At 62.3% G+C, this 18524-nt stretch carries 13 protein-coding genes and 3 pseudogenes; 13 read left to right on the forward strand and 3 right to left on the reverse strand.

What is annotated here, in order from left to right; all coding sequences use genetic code 11:
- Nucleotides 1-606 precede the first annotated feature (606 nt).
- The 3 genes and pseudogenes from ACXAD2_RS06140 to ACXAD2_RS06150 all read left to right on the forward strand — a co-directional run.
- On the forward strand, nt 607-1143 hold the full coding sequence (locus ACXAD2_RS06140) for a hypothetical protein (RefSeq protein ID WP_475168211.1): 537 nt from the start codon (nt 607-609) through the stop codon (nt 1141-1143).
- Nucleotides 1140-3047: a relaxase/mobilization nuclease domain-containing protein gene (locus ACXAD2_RS06145; protein WP_475168213.1), complete on the forward strand. Its 1908-nt coding sequence runs from the start codon at nt 1140-1142 to the stop codon at nt 3045-3047. The genes ACXAD2_RS06140 and ACXAD2_RS06145 overlap by 4 nt, the downstream gene beginning before the upstream one ends.
- Before the next feature lie 442 nt (nt 3048-3489).
- Nucleotides 3490-4281, forward strand: a pseudogene (locus ACXAD2_RS06150) (IS30 family transposase); the annotation flags it as partial.
- Between the two features lie 63 nt (nt 4282-4344).
- On the opposite strand, the gene ACXAD2_RS06155 reads toward ACXAD2_RS06150, so the two are convergent.
- Nucleotides 4345-5040: a Crp/Fnr family transcriptional regulator gene (locus ACXAD2_RS06155; protein WP_475168216.1), complete on the reverse strand. Its 696-nt coding sequence runs from the start codon at nt 5038-5040 to the stop codon at nt 4345-4347.
- A 238-nt stretch (nt 5041-5278) separates the two neighbouring features.
- Here ACXAD2_RS06155 and ACXAD2_RS06160 point away from each other — a divergent pair, with 238 nt between their 5' ends.
- The 3 genes and pseudogenes from ACXAD2_RS06160 to ACXAD2_RS06170 all read left to right on the forward strand — a co-directional run.
- A complete protein-coding gene (locus ACXAD2_RS06160) occupies nt 5279-5455 on the forward strand; it encodes a hypothetical protein (RefSeq protein ID WP_475168219.1) in 177 nt (58 codons plus the stop codon).
- A 92-nt stretch (nt 5456-5547) separates the two neighbouring features.
- Nucleotides 5548-5685 (forward strand): annotated as a pseudogene (locus tag ACXAD2_RS06165) (transposase); the annotation flags it as partial.
- Between the two features lie 67 nt (nt 5686-5752).
- Nucleotides 5753-5863 (forward strand): annotated as a pseudogene (locus ACXAD2_RS06170) (IS30 family transposase); the annotation flags it as partial.
- 603 nt (nt 5864-6466) lie between these two features.
- Here the strand turns inward: ACXAD2_RS06170 and ACXAD2_RS06175 are convergent.
- Entirely contained in the window at nt 6467-7786 is a 1320-nt protein-coding gene (locus ACXAD2_RS06175; RefSeq protein WP_475168221.1) for a UDP-glucose dehydrogenase family protein, read from the reverse strand.
- A 213-nt stretch (nt 7787-7999) separates the two neighbouring features.
- Here ACXAD2_RS06175 and rfbC point away from each other — a divergent pair, with 213 nt between their 5' ends.
- The 7 genes from rfbC to ACXAD2_RS06210 all read left to right on the forward strand — a co-directional run bounded on the left by rfbC (nt 8000) and on the right by ACXAD2_RS06210 (nt 16292).
- Nucleotides 8000-8566, forward strand: coding sequence for a dTDP-4-dehydrorhamnose 3,5-epimerase (rfbC, locus tag ACXAD2_RS06180; RefSeq protein WP_475168224.1), 567 nt, complete (start codon nt 8000-8002; stop codon nt 8564-8566).
- Between the two features lie 7 nt (nt 8567-8573).
- On the forward strand, nt 8574-9623 hold the full coding sequence (gene rfbB / locus ACXAD2_RS06185; protein WP_475168227.1) for a dTDP-glucose 4,6-dehydratase: 1050 nt from the start codon (nt 8574-8576) through the stop codon (nt 9621-9623).
- A gap of 1 nt (nt 9624) precedes the next feature.
- Nucleotides 9625-10293: a sulfotransferase family 2 domain-containing protein gene (locus ACXAD2_RS06190; protein ID WP_475168229.1), complete on the forward strand. Its 669-nt coding sequence runs from the start codon at nt 9625-9627 to the stop codon at nt 10291-10293.
- 185 nt (nt 10294-10478) lie between these two features.
- Nucleotides 10479-11318 carry a sulfotransferase family 2 domain-containing protein gene (locus tag ACXAD2_RS06195; RefSeq protein ID WP_475168232.1) on the forward strand — a complete coding sequence of 280 codons (840 nt, stop codon included), beginning with the start codon at nt 10479-10481 and terminating at the stop codon, nt 11316-11318.
- A complete protein-coding gene (gene rfbA, locus ACXAD2_RS06200; protein ID WP_475168237.1) occupies nt 11305-12180 on the forward strand; it encodes a glucose-1-phosphate thymidylyltransferase RfbA in 876 nt (291 codons plus the stop codon). Before ACXAD2_RS06195 ends, rfbA begins: the two co-directional genes overlap by 14 nt.
- A gap of 73 nt (nt 12181-12253) precedes the next feature.
- Nucleotides 12254-14830 carry a glycosyltransferase gene (locus ACXAD2_RS06205; protein ID WP_475168240.1) on the forward strand — a complete coding sequence of 859 codons (2577 nt, stop codon included), beginning with the start codon at nt 12254-12256 and terminating at the stop codon, nt 14828-14830.
- 175 nt (nt 14831-15005) lie between these two features.
- Complete coding sequence (locus tag ACXAD2_RS06210; protein ID WP_475168244.1) at nt 15006-16292, forward strand: glycosyltransferase family protein; 1287 nt, start codon at nt 15006-15008, stop codon at nt 16290-16292.
- Here ACXAD2_RS06210 and ACXAD2_RS06215 read toward each other — a convergent pair.
- Nucleotides 16262-18355, reverse strand: coding sequence for a hypothetical protein (locus ACXAD2_RS06215; RefSeq protein ID WP_475168246.1), 2094 nt, complete (start codon nt 18353-18355; stop codon nt 16262-16264). The genes ACXAD2_RS06210 and ACXAD2_RS06215 overlap by 31 nt on opposite strands.
- Between the last annotated feature and the right edge of the window lie 169 nt (nt 18356-18524).

Raw genomic sequence — 18524 nt, forward strand, 5'->3', positions numbered from 1 at the left:
ATCCTGCGGTCCACACATTCAGCACGCCAGAACTCCGGCAGCCCAAGCCTCCAGCGATCAACATCCCCACGGCTCCGGCACTCAAGCTCTCATCATCTCAATGAGTTAAAAACTCAATATTTCAATATCTGCAGCATTCCGCCGATCCAGCAGTCCAGAAATCGTGCAGTCATTCATTCCTGCTCTCCTGCTCTCCTGCGTTCCAGCGACCCAGCACCCGCCGAGATTTTTTGGCCTGGTCATTGAGCGCGGAGCGCACATGGGGCTGGGGGCCAAAAATCGCACATTGGCCCTCTCCGTCTGGCGTGGGGCGCAGGCGCCCCACGCCAGACACATCGGGACGGGTGTGATCCGCGGACGGCCCCGGCGGCAGCTCTCGCAGGAGCGAGATTGCCTCCTCCTGGCCTGCGGATCACCGCGCCCTGCCTGAGTAACCACGAGGGGTCACCGGGCGCGATACGGAGACCATGAAGGCTGACCGGTTTCCGCAAGCGGAAATCCCCCGAAGGGGCGAAAACCGGCCTTCATGGTCGGTTGGCTGGAACGGTATTGTGTTGTACACCTATAGAGCGTGTTTGAATTTTGATTGCTGCTTGAGGTTGCGATATGCCCCGCGGGCCCCGTCTCACCCACAAGGATATTGCCGAGATCAATCGCCTCCTGGGCGAGGGACTGCCTGATGCCGAGATCGCCCGGCGCAGCGGACGGTCGCGGCAGACGGTGGCGCGGGTCCGAAACCAGGCGGTTTCCTCGCACACGACGACCGAAGGCGCGGTGATCGGCACCCGGGTCAGTGTCGAGGAATACGCGGCCTTCAAGGCGCTGATGGAGGCCGAGGGGCTGACGCCGTCGGACGGCATTCGGCGCCTCATGCGGCTGGCCGTCGGGGCACTTGATTTGCGGGTCGAGGAGATCGAGGCGCTGGCGCAGAGCCGGCGCGAGCTCGTGGCGGTGGGGCGCAATCTCAACCAGATGACCCAGCTTGCGAACTCCGGGCGGCTCAAGTGGAACGTCCGGGACGGCAAGACTGTGGCGCAGCTTGACGCGCGGGTGGGGGAGCTCACCGAGGCGCTGACCAATTTCATCAACGTCGCGCGCCGCCGGACCCTGGCGGATGTGGCCTTCCCGGAGGTGGATCAATGAGGGCGGGGTCGCTGTCGCTCGAGGAGGCGGTTCTTGGCTATCCGCTCGAGGACCTTGCGCGCCGCAGCCGGAGCGGGGGAAGCGGGACGCGCGTTCCGGGCGCGGGGCATGGCAGCGTGCAGGCCCGGTCCTTCCGCGCCTTTGCCGGCAATGCGCAGCGCTCGCCGCAATCGGTGGTGAAGCGGATCCGGGCTGGGGGGTGTCATTCCAAGGAAGAGCTGACCCGCCAGCTCAACTACATCACCCGGGAGGACGCGGCACATGCCACCTGGACGAACTTCGCCGGAGTGGACCGCGACCTGCGACCCAACACGCTGACGCGGGCGGTCGAGGACTGGTCTTCGTCCTGGCGCGGCGCGCCCCGGCGCGGGCACACCGACCACATCATCCTGAGCTTTCCCAAGGGGACGGGCATCGAGGCGGCCGAGGCGGTGGCGCGGGAGTGGGGTCAGGCGATCTTTGCCAGCGGTGACTACGGCGATCAGTGGCGCTACGTCGCCGCGGTGCACCGCGACCCAGATCACATCCATGCGCATTTTGTCGTCGACAAGGTCGGCTGCGACTGGGGCAACTTCCTGTCGATCAGCATGAAGTCGGAGCTGAACTACGACGTGATGCGCGAGTGCCATGCCGAGCTCTCGCGGGCGCATGGCATCGACATGGTGGCCTCCAATCGCCTGTCGCGCGGGATCATCGAGAACCCGCCGCGCGAGACCGAGTATCGCGCGGCGCATGACAAGACCGGCCGGGGGGACCTGGTTCCGCCGCCGCCGATGTCGGACGCGGAGAGGGCGCACCGCCGTGCGGTGGTGCAGGACTTTGCGCGGCAATATTCCAGTCTTGGTTTGCTCGCCTCGCTGTCCGGTCCCGGAAACGCGTTCATGGAAAAGCTGTCGCAGGCGTTCTTCACGTCAGCGCAAACCCTAGACGAAGGAGGCTCTCTCATGCCCGAGGCAGACACCCTGATGCCACCGCAAACCCACGCCGCCACGCAGGACCAGGGCTTTGATCCCGTCGCAACCATGACGCAGGCCCGCGAGCAGTTGCTGGCCGAGGCGCGGGAGACCTGGGAGAGCATTCAGGCCATGGAGGCCGGGCCAGAGCGGGTGCGGATGGAGGCGGAGTTCTCCCGCACCAGCACCGAACTTATGGCAGCGACCCAGGCCGATCCCTTCTTCAAGGGCCATGCGATGGTGGCTGAGGCGCGCGACGATGTCTTTGCGCATCTGACGCCTGCGTCGCTGCAGCACGTACGGGACGGGCTCGCGGCGGAGGATCCCCGCGTTGCGCAGATCGACAGCACGCTGGATGACATGCGCGATGCGCTGGTCGCCGCGTTTGCGCAGGATGCGGATCTTATGGCGCAGCTTGGCACGACGCCGGAGGAGTTGGCGGAATACGCGGCGCAGGGGGACCACTCTTTGGCGCAGGCAGCGCTGTGGCGCGGCCGGGCGAAAAGCTTGGGCGAGGAGGCCTCCGCGCGGCTGGCCGCGGTCTTGGAAGAGGGGCATCGGATCATCGACGGCGTAGCGGTGCCGCGGGACCTTGTCGAGCAGTTGGCGCTCGACCAGTTGCTGACTGTGGACAAGCACCACCAGCTTGCCGACGTGCCGGCCATCGAGAGCCTCGTTGATCGGATGGCGGATACGCTCTCAGACGCGGAGCTCGCACAGATCCTCGAGGGCGACAGCACCCCGCTGCAGGACGAGATCCGCGATCCCGCGGTTCGGGCGGCGGTCGCGGCCGAGCTGAAGAACGAAGCCGACCTCGTGGTGGGGCAGGGGGCCCGCGAGCGAGAGACCGTGGAGGCTTACCAGGCCATGGCGGGAGAGCGGCAGGCCGAGCTCGCGGCTGAGCATGCCGCTGAGCGTGGCCTGGATATTGAGGACGGGCACGAACTCTAAGCAGACGGGAGGATCCCTGACGATGATTCAGAACCTCGACACGGCCTTACCGCGCTTATGAAGAAGCGCGGAGAGCCTCCGAGAACCCGCTAGTGATCGCCCAGAATAGCTCTCGCTGCCGCATGTGCGAAGTCGATGGAATGACCAAGGTTTTCGAGCTCCAGTGCGCTCAGTCTGAGGACTTCTAGATCTTCAGCACGCAATGTGTAGCCCGCACCGGCACTCGCCAGCTCGCGTAAAGCAGCCATCAGTTCCACACGTGGCCTGCTTTTACGCCGCCCCGTGGCTGGTTTTTGCTCCGCCATTGACAGGGTAACGCGCACCACCATGGACAGTAATAAATCATAATATTGATTATCGGATTATTGATTGTAAGCGCGGTGGATTCACAAACGAAGTGCAAATTCTGTATCAAAACAGAAGTTTGCATGGAGGATGTGGAATGGGTCGTTGTTACCTTCAGCTGAGTTTCGAGGAGCGGATCAAGATTGCCAAGTGGCGTGAGGCCAAGATGTCGATCCCCGAGATCGCGGATCGCCTGAGCCGCGCCCCCTCGACCATCTACCGCGATCTGAAGCGCAATCACTTCGACGGCGGCGACCTGCCCGAGCTCGCGGGATACTACGCGCTGAATGCCCAGACCATGAGCGAGAAGCGCCGCGCCCTTCACCGCAAGATGATTCAGCACCCGCAGCTCAAAGCTGCCATCGAGCATGGGCTCAAGGCTGGCTGGTCGCCGGAGCAGATCGCCGGCCGGATGCGTCTCGAGCAGCATGGTGTCCGTGTGAGCCACGAGACGATCTATCGCTACGCCTATTCGAAGGAAGGTCGCGCCGAGCAGTTCTACCGGCACCTACCCGAGCATCGCCGACGCCGCAGACCTCGTGGATACCGCCGGTACCAGCGCAGCCACATCTCGGACGCGCAAAGCCTTTCAAACAGGCGGGATTGCGTCGCCGAGCGCGTTGAGTTTGGGCACTGGGGGTGCGACTTGGTGATGTTCCGCAAGGAGCACGGCAAGATCAACGTGACCTCCCTGGTGGAGCGTGTCAGCCGCTACACCGTCGTGCTGCGCAACGAGGACCGACGATCGAAGCCGATCATGGAATCCCTCATCCAGGGGCTCTCCGCCCTGCCCGCCGAAGCGCACGTCCCCGACCTCCAGAACCTCGATCTCTTTTGCCATGGCGCCTTCCTGTCCGCCCTGCAGGGCATGGCGCGCGGGACAAGCGTGCTCGGGCCTGGAGCGCCACGGCGGCCTCCTTCCCGTCGTCCCGGAGCCTAGACCTATGGGACGTCAGGCATAGGCGTACCGGCGCAACTCTTCCGGCCTTATCAAGGTGATGCTGCCGTAGCTCACCTCGATCCAGCCCTTCTGCTCTAAAGATTTCAGCACCGTGTTCGCCGTGTGCCTCGAGGTGTTCGCCATTTCGCTGAGTTCGGCCTGTGTCAGGCGGCATCTATCCCCTCCCCTGAGGCCGCCGGGCTTGATCTCGAACAACCTCAGCAGGACGGCCGCGATCCGGCACTCCGTCTTCCGGATCAGCAAGTCCGAGACGACACGAGTCATGATCAACTGGTTGTACTCGGAGAGGGACATCAGCTCCCGCTCGGCACCCGGAAAGCTGTGGGCTATCTGGTTGAGCGCGGCGGGCGGCAGGTAGAGGATGACCGACGGCTCCATTGCCTTGAAGCTGAGGTATCTTGGCTTTCCGGATGTGATGGGGCCCTGTCCGAACCACGCGCCTTCCCGGAAGATATGCCCCAACACGATGCCTGCAGCGTCACTGGCCGCATAGGTGCCAAAGCTCCCTTCAATGACCCCGTAAATCCCCCCGGCTTCATCGCCGACGTGATGCGGATAGTCGCCAGAAGAATAGCGCCTCAGGACAACATGGCTGCTCACCTCCCGCCGGAACGTTGCGCTTCGTTCTCCGAGCCATCCGAGATTGGCCACCTCCCAATGCCACTCGGTCACCGAGTTCTGACCCATCAAAAGCTCCAACTTTTTACTCAGGATTGTCAGCTTTTGAACTTTTCCCTTCAAGGAAGGCAATATGAGACGGGCCGGGACGCGATCATTTATCGCCGGTATGAGTTGAGATTTTGTGTTCCCCACAGGGGGCCAGGAGCGTAGCTAGCCTGGTCCCATTTCACTCACCCTCAGCGCGTCCACGTCAGCGGCGGTAGGAGGGACGACCGGCGGTTGGCCAAATGGAGACCTTAAGATCATGCCACGTGTGGAACTGATGGCGGCTTTACGCGAGCTGGCGAATGCCGATGCGGGCTACACATTGCGGGCTGAAGATCTAGAAGTCCTCAGACTGAGCGCAATGGAGATCGAAAACCTCGGTCATTCCATCGACTTCGCACATGCGGCAGCGAGAGCTATTCTGGGCGATCACTAGCGGGTTTTCGGAGGCTCGCCGCGCTTTCTGATGAGCGCGGTAAGGGCGGAGGCCGGTGAAGGTGCTCTCCTCCAGCCGGTGTATCGTAGGGTGATCCGCTGCTGATCGCCAAGTATCAGCGCCGCTTCCCGAAGTTCGATACTAAGATCATCTCCATGTATGCGCGCGGAATGACGACCCGAGAAATCCAAGGACACATCGAGGAAATCTACGGTATCGAAGCCTCGCCGAGATCTTCGATGCCAAGTGCTTGGATATCCGACATAGAATAGGAAATCAGAATTTGCGCTTCGGCGTGAGTTCACAGCCGCACCTCAGGCCCAGCTCGGAACCCAAACTTGGTTTTGCGACCCCTCCTCGCCCTGGCAGAAAGGCACAGTCAAAGCTGCCAGGGTGAGCACGCGGCGAAGAAGTTGAGACGCTCCCTGCAGAAGAGAAGCCGCACCAGAGTAACGAGGCAGTCCTGGCGACTTCCACTCTCAGCCGCGCGCTCGCGGCAGCGTACCCACGAAATTCGGCAACAAACAACCTCCGTTCCCGGGTCTTTCGCATGGGAAATCGACATGTAGTCGACCTTCGACACCTGTCACACGTGGATACTGATCCACGAGGGCGGCTTCGTGAACCTCCCCGACGAGCCGGCGGCGCGACCAGGCGGCGCGCAAGTTGATCAGACGAGCCTCCAGATCGCCAAGCGCTACGAGGTGCATGCGAACCGGCACAGAGCCCAGAAGGCGCAAGATCTCATTGACGACATGCAGACCAGGTTCAGGCGCTTCTGATATCTACGCGGCGTCGTTTCCGGCAGCGACGCGAGTTTCGAGGATCAGGGTGTGAGCACCACCTTCGGCCAGCCCCTTCAGGCCGGGATCATTGACGACATGATCCTGGCCTAAGGCGCCGTGCGGTCATCTGAAACAGAGGCCGAAATCACAAAGGCCCCAGGTCATCCCGGGGCCTTCCTGTCTTGCCTATTGTCCGAAGCGCTATTTCGCCTGAGGCGCGGCCTCCTCAGCCCTGGAAACCGGCCCGGCCGATGGCCTCATAGGCGACAAACCCCGCCGCCTTCGCGTCCTCGGGGGCGTAGATGTTGCGCAGGTCGGCGAGCCGTGCGGTAGTCATGCCCCCGGCCAGGCGCTTCAGATCCAGCGCACGGAACTCGTTCCACTCGGTCAAGATGACCAGAAGATCGGCGCCCGATACTGCTGCGTAGGGGTCTTCTTCCCAGGTCACACCCGGCAGCAGCGCCTCGCCCTCGCGCTTGCCCTGCGGGTCGACCACCGAGACCGAGGCCCCGCCGCCGACCAGAGACGGCACGATGGTCAGCGCCGGCGCGTCGCGCATGTCGTCGGTGTTGGGCTTGAAGGTGACGCCCAGCACCGCGACCTTCTTGCCGTTGAACGAGCCGTCGCAGAGGTCGAGCAGCTTGTCGGTCATCCGCCGCTTGGTGTCCTCGTTGACCTTGATCACCGTCTCGACGATGGAGATCGGCGAGGCATGCTCCTGCCCGATGCGGGCCAGCGCCTTGGTGTCTTTCGGGAAGCACGAGCCACCGTAGCCCGGCCCGGCGTGCAGGAACTTGTTGCCGATGCGCCCATCGAGCCCCATGCCCTTGGACACGCTTTTCACGTCCGCGCCGACCTTCTCGCAGAGCGCGGCGATCTCGTTGATGAAGGTGATCTTCGTCGCGAGGAAGGCGTTGGCGGCGTATTTGATCATCTCGGCGGACTCCAGATCGGTGGTGACGATCGGGAAGTCGCGCAGATAGAGCGGGCGGTAGATGTCTTCCATGACCTTCGCCGCGCGGTCGGTCTCGACGCCGACGACCACCCGGTCGGGCTTCATGAAATCGTCGATCGCCGCGCCTTCACGCAGGAACTCGGGGTTGGAGGCGACGTCGAACTCGAGGTCCGGATTCGCGGCGGCGACCACCTCCTGCACCTTGCGGTTTGTCCCCACGGGGACGGTCGATTTGGTGACCACGACGATGTAATGATCGGCGGTCTTGGCGATCTCTTCGGCGGCGGCCATGACGTAGCTGAGGTCGGCGTGACCATCGCCGCGACGGGTCGGCGTGCCGACGGCGATGAACACCGCCTCGGCACCGTCGATGGCCGATTTGAGGTCGAGGGTGAACGACAGCCGCCCCGCCTCGACGTTCTTGGCCATCAGCGTGTCGAGCCCCGGCTCGTAGATCGGCACCTCACCGCGCTCCAGCATCTCGATCTTGCGCGGGTCCTTGTCCACACAAACCACCTCGTGGCCGAAGTCGGAAAAACAGACGCCAGACACAAGCCCCACGTAGCCGGTGCCGATAATCGCAATTTTCATAAGGGTCGTCCCCACAAGTTCTTTCCCGCAGGTTATGGGTCGTGAGACCCTCTATTTGCAAGGGGAACTCAGGCGCTTTCTAGGAGGAGTTCTGCTCACGGAAGCGGCGCTTTGCCCACGGAATGGGTGGCCCAAAGGGTTCTTCTCTTTTTCCTGTCACCTTTCCTCTGTAGACAGTCTGCGAGAACGCGAAAAAACAAAAAGTTAATAGAAATGCTGGAAATTGAAGAAACCGCCCTGCCCGGTGTTCTGGTCCTGAGCCCGCGGCGCTTCGGTGACAACCGCGGGTTCTTTTCCGAAAGCTGGAACAAGGAGCGGATGGCGCAGCACGGGCTCGACTATGATTTCGTTCAGGACAACCATTCGCTGTCGGCCAAAGTGGGCACCGTGCGCGGGCTGCACTTTCAGGCGCCGCCGCATGCGCAGGCCAAGCTGGTGCGCTGCGGCAAGGGGCGGCTCTTCGATGTGGCCGTCGACATCCGCAAAGGCTCGCCCACCTACGGGCAGTGGGTCGGCGAGGAGCTGAGCTTCGAGAACGGCCGTCAGCTGATGATCCCGACCGGCTTTCTGCACGGCTTTGCCACGCTCGAGCCGGACACCGAGATCATTTACAAATGCACCGATTACTACGCGCCCGAGTGCGACGGTGCGGTGCGCTTCGACGATCCCGAGATCGGCATTGATTGGGGCGTGGACCTTTCGGACGCTGTGCTGTCGGAGAAGGACGCCGCCGCGCCCTTCCTGAAGGATTTCGACAGCCCGTTCACCTTTGAAGGATAAGACCCAGATGAAACTCCTGATCACCGGCGGCGCCGGCTTCATCGGATCGGCCGTGGTGCGGCTGGCGGTGGCGCGCGGCCATGAGGTGGTGAACCTCGACGCGCTGACCTATGCCGCCTGTCTCGACAATGTCGCCGAAGCCGCAGACAGCCCAGCTTACACCTTCGAGCAGGCCGACATCCGCGACCGCGCGGCGCTCGACCGGGTGTTTGCGGCGCATAAGCCCGACGCGGTGATGCATCTCGCCGCCGAAAGCCATGTGGACCGCTCGATCGACGGGCCGGGCGATTTCATCGAGACCAATATCACCGGCACCTACAATATGCTCGAAGCCGCGCGGGCCTATTGGACCCAGCAGGGCAAGCCCGAGAGCTTTCGCTTCCACCATATCTCCACCGATGAGGTCTTCGGCTCGCTGCCCGCCGATCCGGAGGTCCAGTTCACCGAAGACACGCCCTATGATCCGCGCTCGCCCTATTCGGCCTCCAAGGCCAGCTCGGACCATCTGGTGCGCGCCTGGCACGAGACCTACGGGCTGCCTGTCGTTCTGACCAACTGCAGCAACAACTACGGGCCCTATCACTTCCCCGAAAAGCTGATCCCGGTGGTGATCCTCAACGCGCTCGCGGGCAAGCCGCTGCCGATCTACGGCACGGGCGAGAACATCCGCGACTGGCTCTACGTCGAGGACCACGCCGACGCGCTTTTGCTGGTGGTGGAGAAGGGCGAACTCGGGCGCAGCTACAACATCGGCGGCGAGAACGAGCGCAGCAACCTCGATCTGGTGAAGACGCTCTGCGCCATCCTCGATAGCAAACGCCCGAAGGACAGCGGCTCCTACGCCGATCAGATCACCTTCGTCACCGACCGTCCGGGCCATGATGCACGCTACGCGATCGACCCGAGCCGCATCCGGGACGAGCTCGGCTGGCGCCCCTCGGTGACCGTCGAGGAAGGGCTTGAGAAGACCGTGGAGTGGTATCTGAACAACGAGGCCTGGTGGCGCCCGCTGCAGGCGCGCAAGGGCGTCGGGCAGCGGCTGGGGAAAGGACACTGACGTGCCGATCATCCGCATCGGATCAAAATTGTGCTTTTTTGCCCATGTGCCGAAGTGCGCCGGCTCCTCGATCGAAGACTATCTAGAGGAACGGTTTGGACCATTAGCTTTTCTGGACCGGAAATACCGGCAGATCCCCAAGCGCTTCCGCTGGATCAACAGTTCCCCTCAGCACATCCCGGCTGACGCTCAGGCCAGGCTGTTCCCGGAGGATTTCTTCGACGCCAGCTTTGCCGTTGTAAGACATCCGTATGACCGCCTGATGAGCGCCTTTCGCGTTCAGCGCGACGGATTAGGACGCATCCCCCCCGAGACCAGTCTGACGAGCTGGATTATGGGCCTGCCGAAGCTCCTGCGAACAGAGCCCTTCGCCTTTGATGGCCATTTCCGCCCGATGCATGATATTGTTCCCACCAACTGTCGAGTCTTCCGCCTCGAAGACGGACTGAATCATCTGGTCGACTGGCTGGACAGTCTTTCCGGCGACACGCGGGGGCCGCGTGATATCGGGCAAAGCAACAGCGGCACTGAGATCCTCACCGAGCGAAACAGCGCAGCTGAGCCTTTGAAAATGACCCGCCCGGATCGAGTCCGCATAGCCCGCATCTACAGTGCAGATTTTGATCGGTTCCGGTACGAACCTTACGGGATCGCCCCGAGAACGGAGTAGGACGTGACGCTGCAAACTCTCGGAAAGACCGGCCCGGGCGCAACGAAAGCTCGGCGGCGTGTTCGCAAACCGTCTCTGTCATGCGGCTCCGGGGCAGACCTTTCGGGAGCCACGCCCCAGGCGAGGCTTGTGGTCCGCCCGCCTGATGTTACGGAGCCCTGCACCGATGCGGGAAGAACCGGACAATGACCGGCCTGCTGCGCTACGCCCGCTCCGAGGATGTGACCTTGTCGCAGAACAAAGCGCATGGCTTCGCAGCCCATTACGCATTGGTGCATTACCGCTCCGGCGCGGTCTACAGCTTCATCCCGAAGAACGCCTGCTCGACGCTGCGCTATTCGATGGCGCTGGCCAACAACTGTATCGCAAGCCCCGGGGACTGGACCTGGATCCACCTCAACAACGGCACTTTCGCCGCCAGCCTGCCCGAGCTGGTGCGCGCGCCGTTCAGCTTTACCGTGCTGCGCTGCCCGCATGCCCGTCTGGCCAGCGTGTTTCTCGACAAGATCGTCGACAAGACCCCCGAGCTTTGGCAGCTCTACCGGCTGACCCGCGACGGGTTCGACCCTGACGCGCTGACCTTCCGCGATTTCGTCACCCTGCTCGGCGAAGAGGATCTGCTAAAGGCCAACATCCACTGGCGCCCGCAGCAAGACTTTCTGGTCTACGAACACTACAGCCATGTCTTCGCGCTAGAGCGGTTCCACGAGGCTGCCCCGATCCTGCGACAGGCGATCGGCTTTACCGTGCAAGACGCCCGCAGCCTCACCGGCCATGGCACCGACCGGGTCGAGATGATCCCCGAGGGCGCTTTTTCCGACACCCCTATCGCCGAGCTGGCCCAAATGAAACGCGGCGGCAAGCTGCCGGCGCATGGCCAGCTCTACGACCCGGTGCTGGCGCGCCGGGTGGCAGACCTCTACACCCGCGATATGACCCTCTATGCCGCGCATCTCGATGCGCGGCTGCTTTCCTTCCCAGACTTTCTCCCGACTGAGGTACATTTTAACGATGACCAAGCGTAAAGGCATCATCCTCGCCGGCGGCTCCGGCACGCGGCTCTATCCGATCACCATCGGCGTTTCGAAACAGCTGCTGCCGGTCTACGACAAGCCGATGATCTATTATCCGCTCTCGGCGCTGATGCTGGCCGGGATCCGCGAGATCTGCCTGATCACCACGCCGCAGGACCAAGAGCAGTTCAAGCGCACGCTGGGCGATGGCAGCCAATGGGGCATCTCGCTCACCTATGTGGTGCAACCGAGCCCCGACGGGCTGGCGCAGGCCTTCATCCTCGCCGAAGACTTCCTTGATGGCGCGCCCTCGGCGCTGGTGCTGGGCGACAACATCTTCTACGGCCACGGGCTGCCCGAGATGATGGCCGAGGCCGATGCGCGTGAGACCGGCGGCACGGTCTTTGGCTACCGGGTCGCCGACCCCGAACGCTACGGCGTGGTGGATTTCGACGACGACGGCCGCGCCACCTCGATCATCGAGAAACCCGAGGTGCCACCCTCGAACTATGCGGTCACCGGGCTCTACTTCCTCGACGGCACCGCGCCCGAGCGCGCCAAGCAGGTGCAGCCCTCTCCGCGCGGCGAACTGGAAATCACAACGCTGCTGGAGATGTATCTGCACGAGGGCGCGCTCGACGTGAAGCGTATGGGCCGCGGCTATGCTTGGCTCGACACCGGCACGCATGGCTCGCTGCTGGACGCCGGAAACTTCGTGCGCACGCTGGAGAAGCGCCAAGGCCAGCAGGCGGGCTGCCCCGAGGAGATCGCCTTCGACCAAGGCTGGATCGACCGCGAGCAACTGGCGGCGCGCGCTGAGAAATTCCGCAAGAACGACTACGGGCGCTACCTGATGGGGCTGCTGCGGAGTTAACCCTGCCCCCCGGATCACCCGATATACTATCAAGGTCACATCGCAAGTGCTCTATGCTTCAAAGGTTTCAACAATGAAAATCGGGACGGCCGTCGGCCGACTACAAGAAAAACTCGTTCGTCGAAAGGCTGGCAGTTTTTACGGCAACATTGATCTCTTCAATGAGACCGTTCTGGCGGGATGGCTCAAGCGCAGAACCGACGATAGCCCCCAGTCCATTGATATCTACCTGAACGGCACCCTCATCGCGTCAGGCCTTCCCGCCGACCTCGAGCGCCCCGACGTCCGCGAGGCCGGGTTCGGTAACGGTTTCTATGGGTTCCATATTGCCCTGAACGATCTGACTGGCCCCCTGCACGGGAGCATCGAGATCTCTGTCCATCCGGCGGGCGGCGACACCCCGCTGTTCAGCCAGATCCAGACCTTTGCCTCCGCGCCGGAGCAGCCAGCCGCCGTCCCCGCCGCGCAGCAGGAGAAGCCCGCTCCGGCGCATACCTCTGCACCAAAGCCTGCTTACAAGCTCGCGTTCGAGAAGCTCTCGCAGCGCCACCTCCAGGGCTGGGCGGTCGATCACGGCAAGACCGATCGTATCTTTGACGTACAGGTTCTGATCGACGGCGTGCCCTATTGCACCCTGCGCAACAACATTCACCGGAACGACCTTCTGCGCGCCGGTGTCTCCAAGGGGACAGGCGGCTTCGGAACCTCCTTCAACCTCGAACAGCTCGAGCCCGGCGAACACACCGTCACCGTCCAACTTCCGGACGGCACCTCAATGACCGAAACCGTTCAATGCGGCCGCCCGCAAAAGAACAGCAAAGAGATCATCACCGTCACCGGCAAGGACTGCCCGCAGACAGTGAATGCGTGGCTGTCGAGCGCGCCCTTCCCGCTCGCAGTGGTTATTCCCGTCTACAATGCCGCGGAGGATCTCGAGATCTGCATCGAGCGCCTGGCCGCTTACACGCCGGAATGGGTCGACATCCTGTTCGTGAACGACGCCTCTCCGGATCCTGCGATTGCGGAAATCTTGTCGCGGACCGCCGCCCATGCGAACATGCGCGTCCTGCATAACGACGAGAACATGGGCTTCACTCGGACGGTCAACCGGGGCCTGAGCGAAACTGGGCGCGCCGATGTCATCATCCTCAATTCGGATGCACGGGTGACGCCGCGCTGGGTCGCGGGCCTGCGCGCAGCCGTCGTTTCGCGACCCCGGGTCGCCACTGTCACTGCAATGTCGGATCGTGCCGGAGCCTTTTCGGCACCGACGATCGGCAACGACAACGAGTTGCCCGTCGGCGTCGATGAGATCACCTATGCCCGCGCTTTCCGCCGGCGCAGCCTGGGGTTGTATCCCTCGGTTCCGACCGGGAACGGCTTTTGCATGTATATCACCCGCGCCTGCATGGACGACCTCGGCCTGCTCGATGCCGAGGCATTCCCGCGCGGCTACGGCGAGGAAAACGATTTCTGCATGCGCGCGGGACGTGCCGGCTGGCACAACCTGATCGACGACCGCACCTATGTGTTCCACGACCGGTCCAAGAGCTTCGGCGACACCAAGACCGACCTGATGCGGCAGGGACGCGAAGTCGTCGATGCGCGCTATCCTGAATACAAAAAACTGACTGCCGTCTACAAGGAAGACCCGGATATCCTGATGGCACGCAATCGCGCCACATTGGCGCTGCGCGATTGTACCATGCCGGAAATGAGTCAAACGCGGGTGCTCTTTGTAGTTTCCACCAAGACCGGCGGCACGCCTCAGACTAACCGCGATCTGATGAACGCCTTGGACGATGCGGTCGATGGCTGGCTGCTACGCTGCAACTCGCATATCTTAGAACTCAGTCGACTGGTCGAGGGCAGGATGGTCACGCTACGGCAGCACAGGCTGACGGAGCCGGTCGATCCAATCTCGCACGGGTCCACAGAGTATGATGCCGTCGTGACGAACTGGCTGATCGCGCTCGATCCGGACATTCTCCACATGCGTCACCTAGGTTGGCATGGGCTGTCGTTGCCACAGATCGCGCGCGAACTCGATATCCGGACAATATTCTCCTTCCATGATTTCTATGCTCTCTGCCCAACCGTCAAACTGATCGACGCCGAGCAGAAATTTTGCGGCGGCACCTGCACCGCCGGCGAAGGCGACTGCAAGGCGGAACTCTGGCCAACAAACAGCCTGCCGCGGCTGCGGGACGGGTGGGTCCATACATGGCGACAACGTTTTTCTGAGGCGCTGAGCCAGTGCGATGGCTTCATTACCACCTCCGAAAGTGCCCGGACGCGGATCTTGTCGCATCTTCCCGGAGTATCCGCAGAGCGGTTTTCGGTCATTCCGCACGGCCGTGACTTCCCGGATTTCGGCACGGTCCGTAGCACCCCTGAGGGTGATCAGAAGATCCGCATCCTGATGCCCGGCAACATCGACGAAGCCAAGGGGCTGCGGGTTATCCAGGACCTAGTCCAGCAAGACAGAATCCAAGCGCCTAGAATTCCACATTCTCGGCAAAATATACGCCCAGAATTACGAACCCCATCCGCAGATCATCCTGCATGGCTCCTACACGCGGGAAGAGTTCAAAGAAAAAGCCGCACAGATCAAACCTCACCTGGGGGGCATCTTTTCGATCTGGGATGAAACCTACTGTCACACACTGACAGAACTTTGGTCGATCGGACTGCCCGCCCTGGTCTTCGATTATCCCACCGTCGCCACGCGAGTCCGTAAAAGCGGTGCCGGCTGGGTTCTAGATCACTCCGATATCCCGGTACTTTACGAGCGTATCCTGGAGCTTGCACTCGACGACGAGGAAATGCAGGAGCGAGTTGCCGCCGTTAACGCGTGGCAGCGCGGCTATGGACGGGGTAACACCACGCGCCTGATGGGCGCCAAATACCTGAATGTCTATCGCAAGATCATGACGCCCCGGACCCGCGACATGGCCAGGATTGGTGTTGTATGCCCGCAGAACGCGGACCTACGCGACGCCAACGCTTCGACACAGATCCGTATTTGGGCCCGGACGCATAATTCCGTGGACCGCGACGTCTGCTATATCCGCCTGAGCCCCGCATCGCTTCTCGCGCTTGTCCGACGTGGAGATCTTGACGGCGCCATCCTGCAACGGACCGCCATTCCCCGTCCGATGATCGATCCGCTTCGCGCGGCCTTCGCAGAGAGCAACATCCCTTTCGCGCTGGATCTGGACGACGACCTGCTAGATGTCCCCCAGGACAAGGACCCAGAGCAAACCTATGCCGACTATGCGCCGTTCCTGCATCGCTTAATTAGAGATGCTGCTATGATCACCGTCTCGACGCAGCCGTTGCTCGAAAAGATGCGCGACATCAACCACAACGTCGCGCTGCTTCCCAATCTCCTGAGCGACCGGCTCTGGGGATCAACACCCCCGCCCCCGTCTCTCGGCGACACCGTGCGTGCGCTCTACATGGGCAGCCCCACCCATGGCGACGACCTCAAGCTCCTGATGCCCGCCCTTGAGGAGATCCACGCTAGGCATCCCGAGTTCCGTCTGACGCTGATCGGGATTTCAAATAGCTTCGACACGCCCCTTCCCAGCTATGTGGAGACCCTCGAAATTCCGAACGGCATGAAGAGCTACCGCAACTTCGTGCCATGGCTGCGCGAACAGTCCGCCCGGTTCCATTTCGCCGTCGCGCCGCTGCGAGACACGTCGTTCAACGCGAGTAAATCCTCCCTGAAGGGTCTTGAATACGCGGGGCTCGGGCTGCCGACTCTGGCCTCCGAAACAGATGTCTACCGGCCTCTCGCGCAAAATGCGCCGCATATTGAGACGGTGGCGAACGAGACCGGGGCATGGGTGGAAGCGCTGAGTGCGCGCATAACCGCCGGGGCCGCGAACCGGGCGGATGGTGCCGAACTGCGGGCGTGGGTGGAGAAGCACGGGCTCATGGGCGATAGCCTGCACGCCTATGACGAACTCATCCGCCGCATGACCGCATCGTCAGACAATCGCAAGGAGCGCCGGACACCTACAGAGCCAACAGAAGGCCATCCGCGACACTCTGGCAGCAGTTACGTCGGCAATCATCTCCGTACAGCCCCCCGGATGGGATAGACAAGATCAACCGACAGCAAGACATCCCCGTCCCGGCCCCCCAAGATATCCGGGGGCCGGGACGGGGATGTCGTCTCCGGGGCGAAGGAAACGCGATCTTCCCCCGGGGCCAGAGTAGCTGAAAGCGGGATGAACCCACCGGGCCAGACGATCTGCGCCCCTCCCAGAGTGCGGATAGCTGTCATGTCAGACACCCTGTCGGACATGCCTGGATAGGGCAGGCCATGAAGGTACAATCCAGCCATATCCGCTCTGGGAGGAAGCGGGATGTCGCACACCACCCTGACATGAGAGCCCTCTAAGAAGAACAGGCCCCGTGAGGCTATATCCCGATCTTCTGCCTCCTTTTCGGCAAAGGACAGGACGGCCCTCCAAGGCATCGGCCCCGATAAGCTACCGCCGGAGACAAGCGGAGGGGCGCTTCCCGAGATCGGCTTGCGGGCATCATAGGCGTTGCACCCGCTCAGATGGCACTCCTCTCCGAGGACATGGTACGCACCGAGTGTCTCGGTGACGACCTCGACCCGGTCGTCCTGTGTCAGCGGCTCATGAAACGTCACGCTTTTTACCGCTTCCGCATCGCCCTCACCCTCCGCAAGGTAATGCTCCGGACTGCGCAGAATAGACCCATTGCGGTAGACCTTCAGCCCATCGGCCCTGTGAGGCCGCTGCAGCTCGAGACGTCCGTTCGCAGCGGCAAGGTTCTCACGTTTCGCTGAGAAGGAATCCTTGGCCCCCAAAATGGTGCCGTTCGTCAGCGTGACCCTGGAGCTTTTCAGGAAGACGCCTTCGTCCCAGCACCCTTCGGCGGAAAACCCGGTCAGGGACGCCCCTTCGGACGTGTCGCCGGCCCCGCTCGCGGCGTCCCCAAAAGAAAAGGCGCGCCGACAGTTCCTGACCGAAACATTGCTGGCGTTTGTCCCCCGGCTCGACAGAAGGACCAGTCCCATGCTGCCTTCTATCGAGGGATCTCCGGAATCGATAGTGATGTTGGAGATGTTCGAAAAACTGGAGGGGGGCCGATATTCATCGTCCTCTTCGGACACCACCGAAGATGAGATCCTGATGCCGACATTACCCTGTCCGGGCTTGGCGAAATCCCTGACGACGACATTCGTCATGACCACACCGCCGCGACAATCCACCCCGGCGCTCCCGGTTATTCCGCTTCTCTGCCCATGCCGTTCAACGAGGAAGTTGGATATGAACGCCTGAGGCTGCCGGCTTCCGACAAGGCCGCGGTTCTTGTTATCCAAACCATCCGCGCCGCAATCGTGGAGATAGAGGTCGTGTAAACGCAGATTTTCGACCAGTCCGAATTGCGTGGCAATGCAATAGGACCCCACATGGGAGACCTCGAGCCAGCCGAATTCGACAGTCCCAAGGCGCTTGTCAGGGCTCGATATCGCCAGGGCAATCCCATGCCCGGTACCTTTCTCCTTCCAGCCACCGGAGACCTTACCCCACTGCGCCGGCTGACCGGTAACGCCCGAGCCCGTTTCTGCGTCGAGCACCAGGATAACCGTCAGGCCAGGATCGTCGGACAGAAGTCCGCCGCCATTGCGGAACGAGATGCTGACCCTGTCACGCAACACCAAGCACACGCGGCCTTTAGTCCGGTGCGTGCTGCGCATGTCCCCGGTCAGATATGCCTCGTCGGTGCGGGTCCCTGAGACTCGGGCGATACCGCTATCTAATGTTATCACGCCCCCGCCCGCTTCATGTGCCGCATCGATTGCAGCCTGTATCGCGACCGTATCGTCGTCGACCCCGTTGACCCGCGCACCGAAATGCCGCGCGGACCAGTCACCGGACGGCAGGAAGCCCGGCATATCCGGAATCGGCGACGCGTCATGCAGAGCGTGGGTTTGGGGAATCTTGAACCAGGACAGGCCGGGAACCCCAACTTCCGCGCCATCGGCAAGCTGGTCCCGCAGCTGTGAAATGTTCGCCAGCAGCTCCGTCCGGCTGGCATATCGGACCGGCAGAAGTTTTTGCGGATCACCCAAGCCGCTGGTAGGAGAGAGCGTGGAGCAGGCCGCAAGAACTCCGATATTTCGCACGACATCTCTTCGGTGCATGGCATTTCCTCTAGGCTTGGCATCGGGCCGTTTAGCACGGCAGGCGCGCGCCTCGGGCACGCCATACAGTTGTGCGCACCCGAGGCGCGCGCCGCAAGCTTCTGAATGCCGGCATTCCTTTTCTGGCCGAGCGCTGCTCAGATGCACGATT

This window comes from Salipiger sp. ABN3_019 (genome assembly GCF_056158605.1).

Excerpts from the sequence above, each read along its gene's own strand:
- ACXAD2_RS06140 (WP_475168211.1), top strand. The coding sequence starts at position 607 with ATGCCCCGCGGGCCCCGTCTCACCCACAAGGATATTGCCGAGATCAAT.
- ACXAD2_RS06145 (WP_475168213.1), top strand. The coding sequence starts at position 1,140 with ATGAGGGCGGGGTCGCTGTCGCTCGAGGAGGCGGTTCTTGGCTATCCG.
- ACXAD2_RS06155 (WP_475168216.1), bottom strand. The coding sequence starts at position 5,040 with ATGGGTCAGAACTCGGTGACCGAGTGGCATTGGGAGGTGGCCAATCTC.
- ACXAD2_RS06160 (WP_475168219.1), top strand. The coding sequence starts at position 5,279 with ATGCCACGTGTGGAACTGATGGCGGCTTTACGCGAGCTGGCGAATGCC.
- ACXAD2_RS06175 (WP_475168221.1), bottom strand. The coding sequence starts at position 7,786 with ATGAAAATTGCGATTATCGGCACCGGCTACGTGGGGCTTGTGTCTGGC.
- rfbC (WP_475168224.1), top strand. The coding sequence starts at position 8,000 with ATGCTGGAAATTGAAGAAACCGCCCTGCCCGGTGTTCTGGTCCTGAGC.
- rfbB (WP_475168227.1), top strand. The coding sequence starts at position 8,574 with ATGAAACTCCTGATCACCGGCGGCGCCGGCTTCATCGGATCGGCCGTG.
- ACXAD2_RS06195 (WP_475168232.1), top strand. The coding sequence starts at position 10,479 with ATGACCGGCCTGCTGCGCTACGCCCGCTCCGAGGATGTGACCTTGTCG.
- rfbA (WP_475168237.1), top strand. The coding sequence starts at position 11,305 with ATGACCAAGCGTAAAGGCATCATCCTCGCCGGCGGCTCCGGCACGCGG.
- ACXAD2_RS06205 (WP_475168240.1), top strand. The coding sequence starts at position 12,254 with ATGAAAATCGGGACGGCCGTCGGCCGACTACAAGAAAAACTCGTTCGT.
- ACXAD2_RS06210 (WP_475168244.1), top strand. The coding sequence starts at position 15,006 with ATGCAGGAGCGAGTTGCCGCCGTTAACGCGTGGCAGCGCGGCTATGGA.